The organism is Streptomyces sp. NPDC007095, from assembly GCF_040634475.1.
Classification (GTDB): domain Bacteria; phylum Actinomycetota; class Actinomycetes; order Streptomycetales; family Streptomycetaceae; genus Streptomyces.
The window spans coordinates 47315-65652 of the sequence record NZ_JBEYFS010000033.1 but is presented as its reverse complement, the minus strand read 5'-3'; the positions used below and the strand labels follow the sequence as shown (position 1 = coordinate 65652).

General features: G+C 71.1%; 13 protein-coding genes. 7 read left to right on the top strand and 6 right to left on the bottom strand.

Annotated features, from left to right (window positions below):
- The coding region (locus ABZ656_RS14200) for an SUKH-4 family immunity protein (RefSeq protein WP_360267779.1) at positions 1–1542 on the top strand (1542 nt) is incomplete at its 5' end.
- 187 nt (positions 1543–1729) lie between these two features.
- The gene (locus tag ABZ656_RS14195) at positions 1730–2617 is read left to right on the top strand and encodes a cellulose-binding protein (RefSeq protein ID WP_101404612.1); all 888 of its coding nucleotides are present in this window, start codon (positions 1730–1732) and stop codon (positions 2615–2617) included.
- Between the two features lie 68 nt (positions 2618–2685).
- Here the strand turns inward: ABZ656_RS14195 and ABZ656_RS14190 are convergent, their stop codons facing one another.
- The 3 genes from ABZ656_RS14190 to ABZ656_RS14180 form a co-directional block, all read right to left on the bottom strand.
- Positions 2686–4296, bottom strand: coding sequence for a cation acetate symporter (locus tag ABZ656_RS14190; RefSeq protein WP_101408043.1), 1611 nt, complete (start codon positions 4294–4296; stop codon positions 2686–2688).
- Positions 4297–4328: 32 nt separating this feature from the next.
- A complete protein-coding gene (locus ABZ656_RS14185; protein ID WP_360267776.1) occupies positions 4329–4826 on the bottom strand; it encodes a DUF485 domain-containing protein in 498 nt (165 codons plus the stop codon).
- Between the two features lie 261 nt (positions 4827–5087).
- The gene (locus ABZ656_RS14180; RefSeq protein WP_360267782.1) at positions 5088–6581 is read right to left on the bottom strand and encodes an MFS transporter; all 1494 of its coding nucleotides are present in this window, start codon (positions 6579–6581) and stop codon (positions 5088–5090) included.
- Positions 6582–6991: 410 nt separating this feature from the next.
- Here ABZ656_RS14180 and ABZ656_RS14175 point away from each other — a divergent pair, with 410 nt between their 5' ends.
- Positions 6992–7780 carry an ABC transporter ATP-binding protein gene (locus ABZ656_RS14175; RefSeq protein ID WP_067376193.1) on the top strand — a complete coding sequence of 263 codons (789 nt, stop codon included), beginning with the start codon at positions 6992–6994 and terminating at the stop codon, positions 7778–7780.
- Positions 7777–10344 (top strand): FtsX-like permease family protein, encoded by a 2568-nt coding sequence (locus ABZ656_RS14170; protein WP_360267771.1) that lies wholly within the window; start codon positions 7777–7779, stop codon positions 10342–10344. Before ABZ656_RS14175 ends, ABZ656_RS14170 begins: the two co-directional genes overlap by 4 nt.
- Positions 10345–10450: 106 nt before the next feature.
- On the opposite strand, the gene ABZ656_RS14165 is transcribed toward ABZ656_RS14170, so the two are convergent.
- On the bottom strand, positions 10451–11893 hold the full coding sequence (locus tag ABZ656_RS14165; RefSeq protein ID WP_101404615.1) for a DUF2079 domain-containing protein: 1443 nt from the start codon (positions 11891–11893) through the stop codon (positions 10451–10453).
- Between the two features lie 352 nt (positions 11894–12245).
- Here ABZ656_RS14165 and mfd point away from each other — a divergent pair, with 352 nt between their 5' ends.
- Positions 12246–15776 carry a transcription-repair coupling factor gene (mfd, locus tag ABZ656_RS14160; RefSeq protein WP_101404616.1) on the top strand — a complete coding sequence of 1177 codons (3531 nt, stop codon included), beginning with the start codon at positions 12246–12248 and terminating at the stop codon, positions 15774–15776.
- A 113-nt stretch (positions 15777–15889) separates the two neighbouring features.
- On the opposite strand, the gene ABZ656_RS14155 is transcribed toward mfd, so the two are convergent.
- The gene (locus tag ABZ656_RS14155; RefSeq protein WP_360267767.1) at positions 15890–16390 is read right to left on the bottom strand and encodes a TetR-like C-terminal domain-containing protein; all 501 of its coding nucleotides are present in this window, start codon (positions 16388–16390) and stop codon (positions 15890–15892) included.
- Between ABZ656_RS14155 and ABZ656_RS14150 the strand changes: the two genes are divergently transcribed.
- Positions 16382–16792, top strand: a complete 411-nt coding sequence (locus ABZ656_RS14150; protein ID WP_101404618.1) for a hypothetical protein — start codon at positions 16382–16384, stop codon at positions 16790–16792. The two genes, ABZ656_RS14155 and ABZ656_RS14150, sit on opposite strands and share 9 nt — an antisense overlap.
- A gap of 178 nt (positions 16793–16970) precedes the next feature.
- On the opposite strand, the gene ABZ656_RS14145 is transcribed toward ABZ656_RS14150, so the two are convergent.
- Complete coding sequence (locus ABZ656_RS14145; protein ID WP_360267763.1) at positions 16971–17159, bottom strand: Rv0909 family putative TA system antitoxin; 189 nt, start codon at positions 17157–17159, stop codon at positions 16971–16973.
- A gap of 162 nt (positions 17160–17321) precedes the next feature.
- Between ABZ656_RS14145 and ABZ656_RS14140 the strand changes: the two genes are divergently transcribed.
- A complete protein-coding gene (locus ABZ656_RS14140) occupies positions 17322–18050 on the top strand; it encodes an HNH endonuclease family protein (protein ID WP_101404620.1) in 729 nt (242 codons plus the stop codon).
- Positions 18051–18338: the final 288 nt, after the last annotated feature.

Below are 18338 nucleotides of genomic sequence, written 5' to 3'. Positions count from 1 at the left end.
GGTGGGGGCGTGAGCGCGCCGCCTCCGCCGAGCGCCCCGGGCGTACCGGGTGCGCGGCCGGGGAGCGCCCCTCCGCCTCCGCCCCCGCCGCCGTCGTCCGGGCCCGGTGCTCCGGGCGCCCCGGCGGGCGGGTACGTACCGACGCAACTCGTCTCGCAGCTCGGCCCGAACGGGCCCGGAGTTCCTGGTGCGCCTGCCGCTCCCGGCGCTCCGCAGACTCCGGGCGGTACGCCTCCCGGAGGTGTCCATCACGCCGCGACCATGCTGGCGGGTCCGCCCGCGGGCGCTCCCGGCGCGCCCCAGCCTCCGGGTGCGCCTGGTGCTCCGCAGCCTCCGGGCACCCCGCCCCCGGGCGGTGTCCACCACGCCGCCACCATGCTGGCCGGTCCTCCGGCCGGTCCTCCGGTCGCCGGTCCCGGTGTTCCGCCGCCCCCGCAGGCCCCCGGCATGCCCCCGGGCGCGCCGCAGCCGATGCCGGGACAAGCCATGCCCGGTCAGCCGATGCCCGGTCAGCCGATGCCGCCCCCGGGGCAGCAGCCTCCGGCGTACGGCTACCCGCAGGCCGGTCAGCCGACCGTCGGGCCGGGGTATCAGGCCGTCCTGCGCTACCGCGCGCAGGACGGTTCCGAGCAGCAGTTGATCCGGCGCTCCGCGCCGGGGACCCCGCACCCGGAGTGGCAGATCCTGCACGAACTGCGCGCGATGAACGTGCCGCCGCAGCAAGTGCTGGAGCTGCACACGGAGTTGGAGTCGTGCGAGCTGCCGGGCGCGTACTGCGCGCGGATGATCAGGGAGAGCTGGCCGCAGGCGCGGATCACCAGCATCGCGCCGTACGGCACGGATCACGCGAGCCGTCAGCAGGGCATGCACCAGCTCCTCGCGCACCAGGGCGAGTTGCACCAGGTGGCGGACGGTCCCGCGCGTCCGGCGCCGGTGCGTGCGCCGATTCCGCCGGTGCAGCCCGCGCCGCCGGTTCCGCCGGAGGCGATCGGGCAGGAGCTGGCGGCGGCGTTCGGGCCGGGTCTGTTCCGGTTCGACCAGGCCGCGGTGTCGCGGCAGGGTGTGCCGAACATCGTGGCGCACACGCTGGTGGTGGCCGGACTGCCGGTCGACATGGGCCCGTTCTTCTGGGCGCAGGCGCAGCCGGGCCGTCCGGTGCCGACGCTCGCCGAGCTGGCGCAGGAGCGGGGGGTGCAGCCGGCCGCGGACGCGGGCTCGTACCTCGTCATGGGCAGTGACTTCGGCAAGGCGATCTGTGTCCAGTACGGCACCGCGAACATCGTGGCCGTGCCGGTGGAGGCGGGTCCGGGCGGCGCCTCGGTGCCGCCGCAGTTCGTGAACACGGGGCTGCCCGAGTTCGCGCGCTGTCTGGCCCTGCTCGGCCGGATGTGGCGGCTGCGGTTCGGGCTCAACCAGGAGCAGGCGGGCCGCTGGACCGTCGACTTCCAGGCGCAGCTCGCCTCGCTCGACCCGGCGGCGCTCGGCTCGCCGGAGAGCTGGTGGTCGGTGCTGTTGGAGCAGATGTGGGACGGCTTGCTGTGATGCGCCACTGAGTGTCCGTCAGGGAGCCGAAGGGGTTGGACCCGGTCGTACGACCGGGTCCAACCCATTTTTTACGCAGCTGACCGCTACGAATGCGCGGAGTGTCGCGTTATGAACACTTACGCCTGATCCACCAAGATGTGCGCCAAATCGTGTTGTACGTCGCACAGCGGAGAGGGGTCCAGGGATGAGCAGCGCATCGGTGTCGCCGCACGGCTTCGTGGCCGTACGGGGGCGCGGTTACCGTCCCGAGCAGGTCGACGCGTACTTCGCTGCGCTCTCGGGGGGCCGCGACACCGCCTGGGAACGGGCCGCCCGGCTGACCGTCCTGGCCAAGGAGATGGACGCGGAGGTGGAGCGGCTGCGGGCGGTCGTGGCACGGCTGGCCCCGCAGACGTACGAGACGCTCGGCGAGCGCGCCTGCCGGATTCGCGAGCTCGGCGAGGAGGAGGCCGCGGCGGTGCGCGAGAACGCGCGCAGCGCGGCCCGGCTGGCCGTCGAGGATGCCGAGGCGGAGGGGCGGCGGATGCGTGAGGCGGCGCAGGCGTACGCCGACGAGCTGCGCGGCGAGGCCGAGGAACGCGTCCGGCACCGTCTCCTCTCCGCCCGCGCGGAGGCCGACGAGATGCGGATCGCCGCCCGTCGCGCGGTCAAGGAGGGCCGGGGGGAGGCGCTGGCGGCGCTGCGCGAGGTGCGGCAGCGCACCGAAGGCTTCCTCGCCGAGCAGGAGAGGGAACACGCAGAGCGCTGGGAGGAGGCGGAGCGGGCGGCGGTGGAGCGGGCGGCCGCGCTCGACGCGCACCACGTGGAGCGGGGGGTGCGCGCCGAGGCCGCGCTGGTCGAGGCCGAGCGTGCCCTGGCAGAGGCCGAGGAATTCGCTCGGCACCGGCAGGAGGATGCGATGGCACAGGCCGCCGAGGTGCTCGCCGAGGCGAGGGCGCAGGAGGAGCGGATCGCCCGCGAGACCGAGCGGGTGCTGCGCGAGCACGGGGAGCGGTGGGACGACGTACGGGCGCAGATGGATCAAGTGCGTACGAGTCTCATGACGCTGACTGGGCGGGCATCGGTGGAGTAGTGGGCGAGGGGTGGGTTGTTCCTGCGCTGCGGGCGGGTTGTGGCTGGTCGCGCAGTTCCCCGCGCCCCTCACGGGGTCCTCCGTACCGCCCCCGCCAGGATCCACCCCTCCACCGCCTCGTACTGTCTGCGCTGTTCCTCCGCCTTACGGCGCCCGGAGATCACGGTCCCCAGCCACCCGTAGGCGAAGCCGAGGGGAATGGACACGAGGCCGGTGGTGGTGAACGGGAACCAGTTGAAGTCGGCCTCGGGGAAGGCCGAAGTGGGGGAGCCGGAGACCAGGTTCGTGCCGGTCATGAGGATCAGGACGGTCAGAGTTCCGCCGATGAGGGTGCACAGGAGGCCCGTGCGGGTGTAGCGGCGCCAGAAGAGGCCGTAGACCAGCGCGGGCGCTATGGCCGAGGCGCCCAGGCAGAACGACAGCGTGACCAGGGGTTGCAGGCTGCGGTGCTGGACGAGGGTCGCGAGCAGGATCGCAGGCGCGCCGACCGCGAGCGCGGAGACCCGGGCGAGGCTCATCTCGCGGCGCGGGGACAGCTCCCGGATCCGCCCGGCGAACACGTCGTGGGCGAGGGAGTTGGCGCAGGCGAGGATCATCCCGGCGACCGAGGCGAGGAGCGTGAGGAAGATCGCCGTCGTCACGGTCGTGAAGAGGAGGGTCTCGGCCGTCGACACGTCCGGTCCGAACGCGGCCCTGGATCCCAGCAGGTAGGCCGTGTTGCCCTGCGGGTCGGCGGCCGCGATCACGGACCGTCCGATCAGCGCCGTGGCCCCGAACCCGACGACCGTGATGACCAGCACGAAGACGGCCACGCAGGGCACCGCCCAGGACATCGAGCGGCGGACCTGACGGGCGCTGCCCGCGGTGTACATGCGCATGGTGATGTGCGGCAGGCAGGCGCCGCCGAGGACCACGGTCAGCTCCGAACTGATCATGTCGATACGAGGGTTGGGTCCGCCCGCGAACTGCAGGCCGGAGTGCAGGAAGGCGGTCCCGACGCCGCTGTTGCGGGCGGCGGTGTCGAACAGGGCCGCGGGGTCCCAGCCGAAGCGCTGCAGGATGAGGGCGGCGACCACGGTGCCGGAGCCGAGCAGCATCACGATCTTCAGGATCTGGATGAGGGCGGTGCCCTTCATCCCGCCGATCGCCGCATAGCTGATCATCAGTGTGCCGAGGCCGATGATGCAGCCGGTCTTGAGGGAGTCGCTGGAGAAACCGAGGATGAAGGCCAGCAGATCGCCCGCGCCGGCGAGTTGGACCAGCATCAGCGGCAGCAGGGCGACGAGGGTCGCGGCGCACGCCGTGATGCGTACCGCGCGCCCCGGCATCCGTCGTGCGAGCGCGTCGCCCATGGTGAAACGGCCCGCGTTGCGCAGCGGTTCGGCCAGCAGGAACATCAGCAGCATCAGCGACAGGGCGGTGCTGAGGGCGAGGACGACACCGTCGTACCCGGCGAGGGCGATGACGCCGCCGGTGCCGAGGACGGTCGCGGCGGAGATGTAGTCCCCGGCGATGGCGAGGCCGTTGCGCATCGGCGACAGGGAGCCGTAGCCCGTGTAGAACTCGTCGAGGTCGTCGCGGTCCGGACCGGTCATCACGCACAGCAGCAGTGTGATCGTGGCGACGGCCGTGAACGCCACCAGTGACATGGCCCGTGCGGAACTGCTGAACCCGACCATGCTCGTCAGGGCGGTCACCTCGGGGCCCCGGCTCATCGGGTCGCCTCCCGCTTCGCGTCCAACTGGGTCTGCCGGCGGATCCGGTCCGCGATCGGGTCGACGCGTCGGCGCGCCGTGTACTCGTACAGCCCGATCGCCAGGCAGGTCACCGGCACCTGGAGCAGACCGAGCAGCAGTCCGGTCGGCAGTCCGCCGGACACCTCGCCCGTCATCAGCCCCGGCGCGAACGCCGACAGGAGGAGGAAGAGGGTGAAGTAGCCGAGTGCGGTGAGCGTCGCGACCCGCCGTTGCCAGCGGTAGGCGCCGCGCAGGACGCGGATGTCGCTGTGCCTGCCGAGTGCGTGGTGACGCGGTTGTCGCTTTCTCTCGGGCTCGGGTGGCCGGGGCTGCGGTTGCCAGGGATAGGTGAGGTGCGAGGGGGGCGTGTGGCGGGGGGACGGGTGCGGGGACGGGTGCGGCGGTGGGTAGAGCGGGTCGTGCGGCGGGCGGTGCCGCCTCTGGTGCTCGGGGGACGAGAACGCGTCTTGCATCCCGTGATCTCCTTGCGTGGCTCGGGCCCGGTACGGACCGCAGGGAGTTGGGGGGTGGGCGAGGCACGCACGCTACTCGCAGGTAGCCGGTATGCGTGAGGCTTTCACCAAACTGAGCGGTCGGTATGCGCTTACTTCGGTGACCCGGGGTGTTACCCGCATTTGCACCGGGCGTTCATCAACCGTTCGCTGCGCCTTCGGCTTGAGGGCGACGCCTTCGGCTCGGCCCGCTTCGTGAACGCGCCCGTCGCCGCGACCTCGTCAGTCCCCGGGATTCTTGAGGACCGGAAAGCGTCGCGGTGCCACGAACAGCAGGACCAGGAAGGCGAGTGCGGCGGCGCCTGCCGCGCCCAGGTAGACGGCGTGGACCGCGTCGGCGACCGCGCGGCGTACGTGTTCGGCCGGCGCGCCCGAGTCCAGCGCCCGCGTCACCGCGTCCAGGTCCCCCGCGCCGCCGAGCCGCGCGGCCAGCACCCCGTTGGCGATCGCGCCGAACAGGGTCGCGCCGACGGTCTGGCCGGTCTGGCGGCAGAAGAGGACCGACGCCGTCGTCGTGCCGCGTTCCGCCCAGCCGACCGTCGACTGGACGCCGATGATCAGGGGGAGTTGGAAGAGGCCCAGGGCGCCGCCCAGCAGGAGCATCAGCAGGGCCGGCTGCCAGGGCTCGCCGGGGTAGGGCAGGAAGGGGAAGGCGAGCAGGATCAGGGTCGCGGTGCCGATGCCGAGCATCGCGGTGTTGCGGAAGCCGATCCGCCCGTAGACGTGCTGGCTGAACGCCGCCGACACCGGCCAGCTCAACGTCCACACGGAGAGCACGAATCCGGCGGCGACGGGCGCGAGGCCGAGGACCGCCTGCGCGTACGTGGGCAGGAACACCGTGGGGGCGACCATGAGCAGCCCCAGTGCGCCGAGCGCCAGGTTGACGGCCGCGATCGTGCGGCGCCGCCACACCCACCCGGGGATGATCGGCTCGGCCGCCCGGCGTTCGATCACGACCACGGCAGCGATCAGCGCGAGTCCCGTACCGAACAGGGCGAGCGACGGGGCCGACAGCCAGTCCCAGGCGACCCCGCCCTGCACCAGTGCGGTGAGCAGCACACCGCCGCAGGCGAAGACGGCCAGCGCGCCCGCCCAGTCGATCCGGGGGCGGCGGCCGGAGGACTCCCGTGCCGGCTCGTGCAGATGGCGGACGATCAGCCACAGCGCCAGCGCGCCGATCGGCAGGTTGACGAGGAAGATCCAGCGCCAGTCGGCGTACGCGGCGAGGACCCCGCCGAGGGAGGGGCCCGCGATCGCCGAGGTCGCCCACACCGTGGACAACTTGGCCTGGATCTTGGGGCGCTCCTTGAGCGGGTAGAGGTCCGCGGCGAGCGTCTGCACCGTGCCCTGCAACGCGCCGCCGCCCAGGCCCTGCACGATCCGGAAGGCGATGAGCGCGGCCATGTTCCAGGCGGTGGCGCACAGCAGCGAGCCGAGGAGGAAGACGGCGGCGCCCGCGACGAGGACCGGCTTGCGGCCGAAGGTGTCGGAGAGCTTCCCGTACACCGGCAGGGTGACCGTCACCGCGAGCAGATAGCCCGAGAACAGCCAGGAGAAGACGGAGAAGCCGCCGAGGTCGCCGACGATCTGCGGTACGGCCGTGGAGACGATGGTGGAGTCGAGCGCGGCCAGCGCCATGGAGAGCATCAGGGCGGCGACGACGGCACCCCTGCGGCTGCGCGAGGCCGATGGGTGCTTCGTCGCCGCGGCCCGTATTCCGGTGTCCCCCTGGCCCACTGGAGCGCCTCCCCTGATCGGTTCCCCCCTGCAACTATCCGCCGTCCCCCACCATCTCACTTGACCTTCACGTAGCGGGAGGGTGGACGCTGACCGGGACCGAGGGTGGAGGCAACCCCGAGAGCGACTCCACCGAAGGGTGGACTGCCCCTAGGGGTCTCTCCCCACTAGGGCTCGGGGGGCGCTCGTACCGGCGGAGGACGAGACGGGGCGGGGCCGTCCTTAACCTGGCTTTATGCCGCTGAGGGCGGTGGGCCGGACCCACGGGGGTGGGGTTTTCCCCCGTAGAAGACTGCGCTGGGCACCAGCGCGCCGGACCACCCCCCGCCACCAGACTTACCGACGTAGCGAAGAGCACTTCGTCCGCCGACCGACATAGGAGATACACCGTGACATCGGCTGTGACCATTCCCAGGCACGGGGGCACTGGAGGGCGTACGGCCGTTGCCGCGCGGGCGCGGCAGGTCGTCAAGGCGTACGGGTCCGGGGAGACCCGGGTCGTCGCCCTGGACCAGGTCGACGTGGACATCGCGCGGGGGCAGTTCACCGCGATCATGGGCCCCTCGGGGTCCGGCAAGTCCACGCTGATGCACTGCCTCGCCGGACTCGACACCGTGACGAGTGGCCAGATCTACCTCGACGAGACCGAGATCACCGGGCTCAAGGACAAGAAGCTCACGCAGCTGCGCCGGGACCGGATCGGGTTCATCTTCCAGGCGTTCAACCTGCTGCCGACGCTGAACGCGATAGAGAACATCACGCTGCCGATGGACATCGCGGGCCGCAAGCCGAACAAGGGCTGGCTCGACCAGGTCGTGGAGACCGTCGGACTCGCCGACCGGCTCAAGCACCGGCCCAGCCAGCTCTCCGGCGGCCAGCAGCAGCGCGTCGCGGTGGCGCGGGCACTCGCCGCGCGGCCCGAGATCATCTTCGGGGACGAGCCGACCGGAAACCTCGACTCCCGGGCGGGCGCCGAGGTGCTGGGCTTCCTGCGCCGCTCGGTGGACGAACTCGGCCAGACCATCGTGATCGTGACGCACGACCCGGTGGCGGCCTCGTACTCGGACCGCGTGCTGTATCTGGCCGACGGCCGGATCGTCGACGAGATGTACCAGCCGACGGCCGATCAGGTCCTCGACCGCATGAAGGACTTCGACGCGCGGGGGCGTACGTCATGACCGTCCTGAAGACCTCGATGCGCAACTTCTTCGCGCACAAGGGGCGGATGGCACTGTCGGCGGTCGCGGTGCTGCTGTCCGTGGCCTTCGTCTGCGGCACGCTGGTGTTCACCGACACCATGAACACGACGTTCGACAAGCTGTTCGCCGCCACCTCCTCCGACGTCACCGTCTCGCCGAAGGTCGCCAAGAGCGACAGCACCCCGCAGAACGGCAAGCCCGACTCGATTCCGGCGTCCGTCCTGGACCGGGCCAAGAAGGCGGACGGCGTCAAGTATGCCGAGGGCGCGGTCAGTTCCATGAACGTGACCGTCGTCAACAGCGCCAACAAGAACATGGGGTCGAGCACCGGGGCCCCGACGATCGCCGGCAACTGGACGCGCAACGACCTGCGTTCGATGGAGATCACCTCCGGACGCGCCCCGCGCGGACCGACCGAGACGATGGTCGACGCCGACACCGCCGACAAGCACCACCTCAAGCTCGGCGACGAACTGCGCACCATCGCCGTCACCGGTGACTTCAAGGCCAGGATCGTCGGCATCGCCACCTTCAAGGTGACCAACCCCGGTGCCGCCGTCGTCTACTTCGACACCGCCACCGCCCAGCGCGAACTGCTCGGCGCCACCGGCCGGTTCACGCACATCAACCTCTCCGCCGCCACCGGTGTCACCGACGACCGGCTCAAGCAGAACGTCATCGCCTCGATCGGCACCGGCGCCTACAAGGTGCAGACGCAGAAGGAGTACGCGGACGAGAACCGCTCCGGCGTCGGCTCCTTCATGGACGTCATCAAGTACGCCATGCTCGGCTTCGCCGGGATCGCCTTCCTGGTCGGCATCTTCCTGATCATCAACACCTTCTCCATGCTGGTCGCCCAGCGCACCCGCGAGATCGGCCTGATGCGGGCGATCGGCTCGTCCCGCAAGCAGGTCAACCGGTCCGTCCTGGTCGAGGCGACCCTGCTCGGCTTCTTCGGCTCGATCCTCGGCGTCGGCGCGGGCGTCGGCCTCGCGGTCGGCCTGATGAAACTCATGTCGGCGGCGGGCATGGACCTGTCCACCCGCGATCTGACGGTCAAGGCGACGACCCCGGTCATCGGACTCGTGCTCGGTGTCGTGGTCACCGTCCTCGCCGCCTATCTGCCCGCCCGCCGGGCCGGCAAGGTCTCCCCGATGGCCGCACTGCGCGACGCCGGTACACCGGCGGACGGCAAGGCCGGTCTCGTCCGCGGAATCATCGGCCTGGTCCTCACCGGCGCCGGAACCTTCGCGCTCTTCACGGCGGCCAATGCCGACAAGGCGAGCGACGGTTCGCTGGTGCTGGGCGCGGGAGTCGTCCTGACCCTGATCGGGTTCGTCATCATCGGCCCGCTGCTCGCGGGCGGTGTCGTCCGGGTGATCAGCGCGGTGCTGCTGCGCTTCTTCGGCCCCGTCGGACGGATGGCGGAGCGCAACGCGCTGCGCAACCCGCGCCGCACCGGAGCCACCGGCGCGGCCCTGATGATCGGCCTCGCCCTGGTCGCCTGCCTGTCGGTCGTCGGCTCGTCCATGGTCGCCTCCGCGACCGACGAACTCGACAAGTCGGTCGGCACCGACTTCATCATCCAGGGCAACCAGCGGATCGTCCCGCAGGCGGCGAAGGCCATCGAGACGACGCCCGGCCTGGAACACGTCACGCACTACCGGGACATCGAGGCCAAGATCGTCACCCCCGACGGATCCTCGGACAGCGACGGCGTCACGGCCGCCGACCCCACCTACGCACAGGACCTGCACCGCAAGACGACGGCCGGTGAACTGACCGCCGCCTACGGCAAGGACTCCATGTCCGTAGGCTCGAAGTTCGCCACCAAGCACCACGTCAAGCTCGGCGACACTCTGACCGTCGCCTTCAAGGGCGGCAGCACGGCGAAGCTCAGGGTCGCCGCGATCACCGACGACGACGTGGCCATCGACCAGGGCGCGCGGTACCTCAGCACCGAGACCATGCGCAAGTACCTCCCGGCCGACCGGATCCCGCCGGACCAGATCATGTTCGCCAGCGCCAAGAACGGCCAGGAGAAGCAGGCGTACGCGGCCCTGAAGAAGTCCATGGAGCAGTACCCGCAGTACCAGGTCCGTGACCAGAGCGACTACAAGCAGGAACTCAAGGACCAGATCGGCCAGCTCCTGAACATGGTCTACGGCCTGCTCGCCCTCGCGATCGTCGTCGCAGTCCTCGGCGTGATCAACACCCTCGCCCTGTCGGTGGTGGAGCGGACACGCGAGATCGGCCTGATGCGCGCCATCGGGATGTCCCGCCGCCAGCTGCGCCGCATGATCCGCCTGGAGTCGGTCGTCATCGCCCTCTTCGGCGCGCTGCTCGGCCTCGGCCTGGGCATGGGCTGGGGTGCCACCGCCCAGAAGCTCCTCGCCCTGGAGGGCCTGAAGGTCCTGGAGATCCCCTGGCCGACCATCATCGGGGTCTTCATCGGCTCGGCGTTCGTGGGCCTGTTCGCCGCCCTGATCCCGGCGTTCAGGGCGGGCCGGATGAACGTACTGAACGCCATCGCCACCGACTAGCCGGCAGCAGCAGCCGCGAAGCCACCGTATACGGGGGTTACGGGGGACGGGCCCGGCCCAGGAGGACTTCACCTCCTGGGCCGGGCCCGCGGCCGTGCGCGGTGCCTCAGGTGCGCCGCTCCAGCAGTACGTAGCCGTAGGCGGCGCCCACGACGTCGTACACGGCACGGGGGTGCAGGCGGCCCGCGTACGCCTGGACGTCCTGGATCGAGTGGTCGGAGTCGTCGAGGGCGATGAAGTCCGGGGTGACGCCACCGGTGCCGCCCGTCCAGAAGACCCGGCAGCGTGCGACGAGCCGACTGCTCGGGCCGACGTTCGCCTCGACGCTCGCCCCGTCCGGGACACGCGCCAGCAGCCGTTCGACGGCACTCACGCGCGCGGGCTTGCGATACGCGGCGGGCTCGCCCAGCGCGGACAGCGGGAGCGAGGTCGTCAGCGCGAGCGCGGCCGCGACGACGGCCGTGGGCAGGTGCAGCGCGTACGAGCGCAGCCATGGGCGCGGGCTCCAGCGGGCCCGGGAGAGCGCGTCGGCGAGAGCGAGGGAGAGGACCGGCATCAGGACGGCGCTGTAATGCCAGTCCGTGCCCCAGTAGTGCGGGTCGGAGGAGAGGAAACGCCAGCCCAGGGTCGGCAGGGCGACCACGAGGAGCGGGGAGCGCAGGGCCAGCAGACCGGTGGTGGGGATCAGCAGCCAGGCGAGGGTGCGGATTTTGGTGCCCAGGCCGTCGAGGGGATCACCGCCCGCCTTGTTCCAGTAGCTGTAGGCGTCCGCGGTACTGAAGGCAGGGATCACCACCGTGAACGTGAGCACCGCGGCCACCACCCCGAGGACGCCGGCCCCGAGCGCGCACAGGGCCGTACGCGGGGCGGCCCTACGGGCCCGCACGGCCACGACCAGGGCGATCGCGGCCAGGGTGAGCCCGAGGTCCTCCTTGACGAGGACCAACGGGAACGCCCACAGGAGGGCCGCGCGCCACCGTCGCTCCAGGACCGCTTCCAGGGCGAAGGCGATCAGCGGGACGGCGAAGCAGATCTCGTGGAAGTCGAAGTCGACGGCGCGCTGGATCCCCCACGACAGCCCGTACGCGAGGCCCAGCGCGAGTCCCCGGGAGCGGCCGAGGAGCCGGGCGGCGGCACGGGTGACCGGGACCGCGGACAGGGCCAGCAGCGCGGCCTGGGCGACGAGGAGGGTGACCGGGGTGGGGAAGAGGCGGTAGGCGGGCGCGATGAGGGCGGTGACCGGGCTGAAGTGGTCGCCGAGGAGGTTGCTGCCCGGGCCCTTGAGATCGGCGACGGGAGCGCGCAGGTGGGCGTAGGCGCGGACGGCCTGCTCGAAGATGCCGAGGTCCCAGGAACGGGTCGCCAGATGCCGCCAGCGGCAGACCGACAGGGTCGCGTACGCGATGAAGAACAGGACCGCCAGGAGCTGGGGGTCGCGGGGGCGCCGGTCACGGCCGGGGACGGCCGTGACCGGCGGGGGTATGGAAGCGCTGTCGGTTCTTGGGGCGGTGGCGGTGGCGGTGTCGGCGGGGGTCGGGTTCGAGCTCATGCGGCTCCCGGTACGTGATCACGTGTCACGGGGTATACGCCGGGGACGTGGGAAGTGGTTGACGGTTGGGGGTGTGGTGCGGGTCACTTCCTGTGGGGTGGGTGGCGTCGGCTGGACTGGGGCGGGCTGGGTTGCCTGGCTGCGGGCCGGCGGGCGCTGGGCGGGCAGTTGCCCGCGCCCCTGAGGCCGGGGCTGCGCCCCGATTCCCCGACGGGCCGTCGAACCGGGGCCGGGGGCCGTCCACCTCTTGCGTCTCACAGGGAGCGCGGCGCCGTCGTAGGCTGGACAACCCCGGCCCGTCGAGACGTGTCGGGCGGTTCGCGTTGCCCTCTCTCCGGGATGGAAGCCCTTCATGAGCCTGCACGGTCTGCTCGACGCCGTCGTCAAGGACGCCGCCCTCGCGGAAGCGGTGAAGGCCGCCACCGACGGCAACCGGATGCACATCGACCTGGTCGGCCCGCCCGCCGCCCGCCCCTTCGCGGTGGCGGCCCTGGCCCGCGACGCCGGCCGCCCCGTACTGGCCGTGACGGCGACGGGACGTGAGGCCGAGGACCTGGCCGCGGCGCTCAGGTCCCTCCTCCCGGCCGACACGGTCGTGGAGTACCCGTCGTGGGAGACGCTCCCGCACGAGCGGCTCTCCCCCCGGTCGGACACCGTCGGCCGCCGTCTCGCCGTGCTGCGCCGCCTGGCGCACCCGCGCCCGGACGACCCCGAGACCGGCCCGGTGTCGGTCGTCGTCGCCCCGGTCCGCTCGGTGCTTCAGCCCCAGGTCAAGGGCCTGGGAGACCTGGAGCCGGTCGCCCTGCGGACGGGGCAGGGCGCCGACCTGGGCGGGATCGTCGAGGCGCTCGCGGCAGCCGCGTACTCCCGGGTCGAGCTCGTCGAGAAGCGCGGCGAGTTCGCCGTACGCGGCGGCATCCTGGACGTCTTCCCGCCCACCGAGGAGCACCCCCTCCGGGTGGAGTTCTGGGGCGACGACGTCGAGGAGATCCGTTACTTCAAGGTCGCCGACCAGCGTTCCCTCGAGGTCGCCGAGCACGGACTGTGGGCGCCGCCCTGCCGCGAGCTGCTCCTGACGGACGAGGTCCGGCAGCGGGCGGCCCGGCTCGCCGAGGAACACCCCGAGCTGGGCGAACTGCTCGGCAAGATCGCCGAGGGCATCGCCGTGGAAGGAATGGAGTCGCTGGCTCCGGTCCTCGTCGACGACATGGAACTGCTGCTCGACGTCCTGCCCAAGGGCTCGATGGCCGTCGTCTGCGACCCGGAGCGGGTGCGGACGCGGGCCGCGGACCTGGTGGCGACCTCGCACGAGTTCCTGCAGGCGTCCTGGGCGGCGACGGCCGGGGGCGGCGAGGCCCCCATCGACGTCGGCGCGGCCTCCCTGTGGGCCATCGCGGACGTCCGCGACCGGGCGCGCGAGCTGGACATGATGTGGTGGTCGGTGTCGCCGTTCGCGGCCGACGAGGAACTGGACGCGGACACCCTCAAGCTCGGCATGCACGCCCCCGAGACCTACCGCGGCGACACGGCCAGGGCGCTCGCCGACACCAAGGGCTGGCTCGCGGACGGCTGGCGCACGGTGTACGTCACCGAGGCGCACGGCCCCGCCGCCCGTACCGTCGAGGTCCTCGGCGGCGAGGGCATCGCGGCCCGCCTCGACGCGGAGCTGACCGAGCTGACGCCCGCCGTGGTGCAGGTCGCGTGCGGTTCGATCGACTACGGCTTCGTGGACCCGGCGCTCAGGCTCGCCGTCCTCACGGAGACCGACCTCTCCGGCCAGAAGGCGGCAGGCAAGGACGGCGCGCGCATGCCGGCCCGCCGCCGCAAGACCATCGATCCCCTCACGCTCGAAGCGGGCGACTACATCGTGCACGAGCAGCACGGTGTCGGCCGCTACATCGAGATGGTGCAGCGGACCGTCCAGGGCGCGACTCGCGAATACCTGGTGGTGGAGTACGCCCCGGCCAAGCGCGGCCAGCCGGGCGACCGCCTCTACATCCCCACCGACCAGCTGGAACAGATCACCAAGTACGTCGGCGGCGAGGCCCCCACCCTGCACCGCCTGGGCGGCGCCGACTGGACGAAGACCAAGGCGCGCGCCAAGAAGGCGGTCAAGGAGATCGCGGCGGACCTGATCAAGCTGTACAGCGCGCGCATGGCGGCCCCTGGTCATGCGTTCGGTTCCGACACCCCTTGGCAGCGTGAACTCGAGGACGCCTTCCCGTACGCGGAGACCCCCGACCAGCTCACGACCATCGCCGAGGTCAAGGAGGACATGGAGAAGACGGTCCCGATGGACCGCCTGATCTGCGGCGACGTCGGCTACGGCAAGACGGAGATCGCGGTCCGCGCGGCCTTCAAGGCGGTGCAGGACGGCAAGCAGGTCGCGGTCCTGGTGCCGACGACGCTGCTGGTGCAGCAGCACTTCGGGACCTTCTCCGAGCGCTACTCGCAGTTCCCGGTGAACGTCCGCGCCCTGTCCCGCTTCCAGACCGACACGGAGGCGAAGGCCGTCCTGGAGGGCCTGCGGGACGGCGCGGTGGACGTCGTCATCGGCACCCACCGGCTGTTCTCCGCCGAGACCAAGTTCAAGGACCTGGGCCTGGTCATCGTCGACGAGGAGCAGCGCTTCGGCGTCGAGCACAAGGAGCAGCTGAAGAAGCTGCGCGCCAACGTGGACGTCCTGACGATGTCCGCCACCCCCATTCCCCGTACGCTCGAGATGGCGGTGACGGGCATCCGGGAGATGTCCACGATCACCACCCCGCCGGAGGAGCGGCACCCGGTGCTGACCTTCGTCGGCCCCTACGAGGAGAAACAGATCGGCGCGGCCGTCCGCCGCGAACTGCTGCGCGAGGGCCAGGTCTTCTACATCCACAACCGGGTCGAGTCGATCGACCGGGCGGCGGCGCGGCTGCGTGAGATCGTCCCCGAGGCGCGTATCGCGACGGCGCACGGCCAGATGGGGGAGCAGGCTCTGGAGCAGGTGGTCGTCGACTTCTGGGAGAAGAGGTTCGACGTGCTGGTGTCGACCACGATCGTCGAATCCGGCATCGACATCTCCAACGCCAACACGCTGATCGTGGAGCGCGGCGACAACTTCGGTCTCTCACAGCTGCACCAGCTGCGCGGCCGGGTGGGCCGAGGCCGTGAGCGCGGCTACGCCTACTTCCTGTACCCGCCGGAGAAGCCTCTGACGGAGACCGCGCACGAGCGGCTCGCGACCATCGCCCAGCACACGGAGATGGGCGCGGGCATGTACGTGGCGATGAAGGACCTGGAGATCCGCGGCGCGGGCAATCTGCTCGGCGGCGAGCAGTCGGGTCACATCGCGGGCGTCGGCTTCGACCTGTACGTCCGTATGGTCGGCGAGGCGGTCGCGGACTACCGGGCCTCCCTGGAAGGCGGAGTCGAGGAGGAGCCGCCCCTGGAGGTCAAGATCGAGCTGCCGGTCGACGCGCACGTCCCGCACGACTACGCGCCGGGCGAGCGGCTGCGTCTGCAGGCCTACCGCGCCATCGCCTCCGCCAACACGGAGGAGGACGTCAGGGCCGTACGCGAGGAACTCACCGACCGCTACGGCAAGCTGCCCGAGCCGGTGGAGAACCTGCTGCTCGTCGCGGGCCTGCGGATGCTCGCGCGGGCGTGCGGCGTCGGCGAGGTCGTGCTCCAGGGCAACAACATCCGCTTCGCACCGGCGGAGTTGCGCGAGTCCCAGGAACTCCGCCTCAAGCGGCTCTACCCGGGCACGGTCATCAAGCCGGCCGCCCACCAGCTCCTGGTGCCCCGCCCGAAGACGGCGAAGGTCGGCGGGAAGCCGCTGGTCGGGCGGGAGTTGCTGGGGTGGACCGGGGAGTTCCTGGCGACGATTCTCGGGTCGTAGAGGTCGTAGAGGTCGTAGAGGTCGTAGAGGTCGTAGAGGTCGTAGAGGTCGTGGAGGTCGTAGAGGTCGTAGAGGTCGTACGGAGTCGTCGCGGCTGGTGGTGGAGGCCGGGCTCACGTCGACGGTGGCTGGAACAGCATTCCCGTCAGGGTGCGGAAGACCTCCTCGGGGTCCTGGCCGCCGACCGCGCCGTCCAGGTTGTGGCCGAGGAGCAGCGTGGCGAAGCCGTGGGCCAGGGACCAGGCGGCGACGTTGGCGAGGCGGGGGTCGGTGCCCGGTTCCGGCACCCGGTCGGAGACGGCCTGGCGCAGGCGGGCCGCGGTCAGGGCGCGGGCCGTGGTCAGCTCCAGGTCGTTCTCGCGCAGCAGCTCCGGCGTGAACATCACCTGGAAGTGCGCGGAGTGCTCACGCGCGAAGCGTACGTAGTGGACGCCCGCGTCCCGTAGGTCCGTGGCCTCGGTGAGCGCGGCGACCGCGCGGCGAGCCCCGAACTCGTCGAGGCCGCAGGGCTGTTGCGCCGCGCCGTCGAGGCCGCGGACACCGCGGGCCGGCCCATGGCCGCGGCCGACGCGGAGCCGGCGTGACCGGCCGCCCCGCACCTCCAGTTGTGGCATGCGGCGACGATCCTGCGCGAGCACCGGGACGACGGCCACCTCGCGGCGCTGCTCGTCGCCGGACTCGACCCCGTCGAAGCGCTCGTGTCCTTCGTGGCGATCGGCGCGGCCTCCGCCGAGCGCTTCGAGAGCCGTGGCCGGAGCCCGCAGGAGTGGAGCGCCGCCCTTGAACGCCTCGCCGTGCGTGGACTCGTGACCGAATCCGGCACCGCCACATCCGCGGGCCGCGAGCTGCGCGCCGAGGTCGAACGCCACACGGACGAACTGGCCGCCGCGCCCTGGCTCGCCCTCACCCCGGCCGACCGCACCCGACTGACCGAGCTGCTGGGTGAGTTCTGGGTCGCGGTGCCGGGTTCGGGGCTGCTGCCGTCGGAGTCCACGCTGGGGATCGGGAAGGTGTGAAGGGGAGGGTGTGGGGGTGCGTGGGGGTGTGAGCATGCGGGCGTGAGTGCGTGCGGTGCCGGGCGACGCGAGTGAAGCCGCCCGCGGGGGTGGAGCTTCGCGGACGGCCTCGGTGTCACAGGTCGATCGGTGGGTGTGTCGTGCCTCGCGCGTCTCCGCGGCTACGGCTGACCGGGGTCTACGGCTGATCGGGCCGGTCGGTCGGTTCGCGGCCCATGCCCGTCGCGCCCTCGATCTTCTGCTGGGCGTCGTCGACCTGGTCCGTGTACTTGTTGCCCGTCTTCTCGTTGATCTCCCGTTCCCCGGCGTCGGACATGTCCTTGCCCTTGGACTTCGCCTGATCCTTGAATCTGTCGAAGATGCCCATGCGGGAACTCCTTCCGGAGGTCTGTCACCACCGACGATACGCCCGGCGTGCACCTATTGCCCGTTGAAGGAGGGTATGGCCTGGGCATACCCGCCGCTACCGTGGGCACCAGGGAAACGCGCCCTGTACAGGGCGGACCCGGGGAACAAGGGGAGGGGCGTCGTGGTGCGTCTGAGGGGTGGGGCGGCGGCTGCCGCACTGGTGCTGTTCGTCGTCGGCGCGGGGGTCAGCGGCTGCAAGAAGGACACCACGGGTTCCGCCGGCCCGCAGGGCACGGCGGCCGGCGGCGGCGCCGCACTCACCGCCGTGGACTCGCTGACCGTCAAGGGGCGCGCGCCCAAGACGGGCTACAGCAGGGCGAGGTTCGGCACGGCCTGGGCCGACACGGACTCCAACAAGTGCGACACCCGCGACGACATCCTCAAGCGGGACCTGAAGAACGTGAAGTTCACCGGCGGCACCTGCAAGGTGGTCTCCGGGGCGCTCGACCCGGACCCGTACTCCGGTAAGGAAGTGACGTACAAGCGCGGCCGCAGCCTGGTGGACATAGACCACCTCGTCGCGCTCTCGGACGCCTGGCAGAAGGGCGCCAAGTACTGGGACGCGAGCAAGCGGATAGCGCTGGCCAACGATCCGCTCAACCTGCTGTCCGTCGACGCGAGCACCAACCGCAGCAAGGGCGACGGCGACACCGCGACCTGGCTCCCGCCCAACAAGGGATACCGCTGCGCGTATGTGGCCGCGCAGGTGGCCGTGAAGAAGAAGTACGGGTTGTGGGTCACCGGCGGGGAGAAGGCCGCGATGAAGAAGGTGCTCTCCGGGTGCCCCGGCCAGAAGCTTCCCTCGGGCGGCAACCCGACCCAGGCGCCGAAGCGGTTCACCGCCAACTGACGTCGTTTCATATGGCCCGGCGCAAGGGCGAGATGACGAGAATCCGTCAAGAAGGTGAGGAGTCCACAAAGGAGTTCACAAGAAGCAAAGGGGCGAGTCGAAACAAGTCGATTTGGTTCAGCAAGATCCGGTCAAGGTAAGGCCAAAAACGTTCCTCGTGCCTGTTCGCGACATGTTCACAACAGTCAAGATCAGCGGGTTTTCTGTGCGTCTCCTGCGCGTTTCCCCTGCCTGATCTCTTTTGACTGTTGGAGTCGAAGCCGTGCGCATTCGGCCTGCCCGCCGTTC

What these genes read in the sequence shown, in the direction of transcription:
- ABZ656_RS14195 (WP_101404612.1), top strand. Translation starts at nt 1,730, where the DNA reads ATGAGCAGCGCATCGGTGTCGCCGCACGGCTTCGTGGCCGTACGGGGG.
- ABZ656_RS14190 (WP_101408043.1), bottom strand. Translation starts at nt 4,296, where the DNA reads ATGGTCGGGTTCAGCAGTTCCGCACGGGCCATGTCACTGGTGGCGTTC.
- ABZ656_RS14185 (WP_360267776.1), bottom strand. Translation starts at nt 4,826, where the DNA reads ATGCAAGACGCGTTCTCGTCCCCCGAGCACCAGAGGCGGCACCGCCCG.
- ABZ656_RS14170 (WP_360267771.1), top strand. Translation starts at nt 7,777, where the DNA reads ATGACCGTCCTGAAGACCTCGATGCGCAACTTCTTCGCGCACAAGGGG.
- ABZ656_RS14165 (WP_101404615.1), bottom strand. Translation starts at nt 11,893, where the DNA reads ATGAGCTCGAACCCGACCCCCGCCGACACCGCCACCGCCACCGCCCCA.
- mfd (WP_101404616.1), top strand. Translation starts at nt 12,246, where the DNA reads ATGAGCCTGCACGGTCTGCTCGACGCCGTCGTCAAGGACGCCGCCCTC.
- ABZ656_RS14155 (WP_360267767.1), bottom strand. Translation starts at nt 16,390, where the DNA reads ATGCCACAACTGGAGGTGCGGGGCGGCCGGTCACGCCGGCTCCGCGTC.
- ABZ656_RS14145 (WP_360267763.1), bottom strand. Translation starts at nt 17,159, where the DNA reads ATGGGCATCTTCGACAGATTCAAGGATCAGGCGAAGTCCAAGGGCAAG.